The sequence below is a fragment of the Streptomyces recifensis genome, assembly GCF_002154615.1.
Classification (GTDB): domain Bacteria; phylum Actinomycetota; class Actinomycetes; order Streptomycetales; family Streptomycetaceae; genus Streptomyces; species Streptomyces griseoluteus.
Genome location: NZ_MUNH01000606.1, coordinates 1 through 2,295, shown reverse-complemented (window position 1 = coordinate 2,295; position 2,295 = coordinate 1). Strand labels below are relative to the sequence as shown.

The following is a 2,295-nucleotide window of genomic DNA, read 5'->3' as shown; positions in this document are numbered from 1 at the left end:
CCTCCAGGAGGAGGAACTCCTCTCCTGGCGCCTCGTCCCCCGCACCGACCTCCCCGACTACCTCCCCCCGTCCCTGGGCCGCCGCGTCCTCGCCGCCCTGGACGCCCTGGAGGACGGCAACGGCCCGGCCGAACTGGAGGACGGCCACCGGGCGGCGGGATGAAATCGCCTTCCGTAAAGCACTACCCAAGTGCGATCATCGTGTGACTGTTCGAAGCACTGCTGACGACATCCACGGGGGAGCGAATGTCGTTCGAGGAGGAGTGGGCGCAGCTCAGGACCAGCGCCCTCGCGCGCCGGTCCTCGAGCACGCGGATCGATCACGTACCGGCCGACGGCGGCGGCGCGGGGCCGAGCGTGGACCTGGTGGCGGACGCCGGCTCGATCAACGGGAACTCCAACCTGCTGATCGAGATGGCCGGCTTGCTCCAGGAGGGCCGCCCGGACGCCGAGCTGACCACCATGGCGAGGGTGCCGAGAGCGCCCGAGGACGTGGCCAAGCAGGTGGCGCGGTTCGCCCGGTTCGCCGACGACCAGTACCTGGACACCGTCGCCCTGCTCGCGGCGCTGTCGACCTGCCTCCGCTCGGCGGGCACCGACTTCGTCCGGATCGAGGACGACACGGTCCGGCGCTTCCTGGAGAACGTCCTGCACGGCGAGTACGTCGCCCCGGAGGTCCGATGAGCTCCGGCATCAGCCACCGTACGGACGTCGAGTTCCTGGAGGGCTGCAGCGCCCCGCTGGTAGAGCGCAACGCCCAGGAGTTCAAGCGCCTGCACGCCTTGCTGACGCAGGTCCTGCCCTCGGCGGAGAAGGCCGAGAAGCACACGGAGTGGAAGAGCGAGGGCAGCAAGGACTACGAGTCCCGGCTCACCGAGGCTCGCAAGCTGGTCTCCCAGCTCGCCGAAGGCTACGACAAGGCCGCCCTCGCTCTGGCCGACTACGCGATCGCCCTGGGGGTCGCCAAGGCGCACTACTCCAACGGCAAGGCCAACGAGCAGGCCCTCGCCGAACTCATCCACACCAAGGGCACCGCGATCACCCGCGACGCCCAGGAGGCCGAGCCGATGCGTCAGTGGGAGGACATGCGGGCCACCACGGGCGTCATGGACTTCCTGGCCGAGATGACCATGGACGTGGACGACATCCGCGACGACGCGAACCGGCTGCACGACGCGGCGGGCGGCGACTTCCACCTGGCCAGGACGACGGAGCACGAGGCACGCGAGCTGTGCCTCCACCGGCTGAAGCAGGCGTACGACCTCCTGCCCGACTTCCGCCTGGGGCTCGTCGACCGCGTCGACATCGTCGCGGCGATCCCCGCGCTGCGCCGCGAGGCGGCCGAAGCGAGCGCCAACCCGCTGACGCGGCTGGCCGGGAGCGGGCCCAAGCAGGACTACTACCCCACCGCCGGGCACGGCCCCGTCTCGCCGACGCTCCAGAACATCCGCCTCCAGATCGCCGGCCTTCCCGGCGCGCGGGACAGTTACTGGGACCCGCCCGGCAACAGCGAGGAACGCGCCGACTGGATCTCGGCGAACAAGGAGATCATCAAGGCGGCGGCCCGCAACTCCGGCCTTCCGCCGGACATGGTCGCCGGTATCGCCTGGCAGGAGATCGGTGGACAGCCGGGCATCCTCGACGACCTGACGGACACGATCCGCGAACAGGCCGACTCCCCGCTCAGCCCGATCGCCCCGGAGAGCCTGCCCTGGCGGCTCGCCGGCGATCCCGACAACACGTCCATGGGCCCCATCGCCATCCAGGTGCGCCGGGGCGCCGAGGTCCTGGGCTACGACCCGGACAACCTCACCGACCAGCAGCGCAACGTGGTGGAGGACTCCCTCCAGGACCCGGCGCAGAACATCTTCATCGCGTCCGAGTACCTGGCCCAGCTCAAGGCGGAGAGCGAGTTCGCCGACGTGCCCGCGGAGGAGATGACACCGGCCCAGTACCAGGAACTCGCCGCCCGCTACAACGGCGGCCCCTACTGGCAGGACAGCCAGGCCCAGGGATACGGGCGTGGCTTCATGAACAACCTGAACGACGCAAAGGGTGCGCTGCGCTGATGACCGACTCCCCCCACGTGGAAGACGACGACCGCGGTTGCCTCGTCATGGTGCTCGCCGTGCCGATCGTCCTGCTGACCCTCGTCTCCGCCTACTTCTGCTGGACCGCGCTGACCATCCGCCCCTCCGGGACGTGGGACGACGACGCGTACGCGGGAATCGTGCTGGCGTGTGTGATGAGCGTCGGGGCTGCCGGGGTGGCGGCGGCGGTGTGGGTGCTGCCGGG

General features: G+C 70.2%; 3 protein-coding genes and 1 pseudogene. All 4 read left to right on the top strand.

Features of this window, described 5'->3' with window-relative positions; translation table 11 throughout:
- Positions 1-163, top strand: a pseudogene (locus CCN33_RS33285) (NUDIX hydrolase); the annotation flags it as partial.
- An 83-nt stretch (positions 164-246) separates the two neighbouring features.
- Complete coding sequence (locus tag CCN33_RS26945) at positions 247-684, top strand: hypothetical protein (protein ID WP_244173951.1); 438 nt, start codon at positions 247-249, stop codon at positions 682-684.
- Positions 681-2,069: a hypothetical protein gene (locus tag CCN33_RS26940; RefSeq protein WP_086696044.1), complete on the top strand. Its 1,389-nt coding sequence runs from the start codon at positions 681-683 to the stop codon at positions 2,067-2,069. Before CCN33_RS26945 ends, CCN33_RS26940 begins: the two co-directional genes overlap by 4 nt.
- A partial coding sequence (locus tag CCN33_RS26935; RefSeq protein ID WP_086696043.1) for a hypothetical protein occupies positions 2,069-2,295 on the top strand: 227 nt, incomplete at its 3' end. The genes CCN33_RS26940 and CCN33_RS26935, both read left to right, overlap by 1 nt.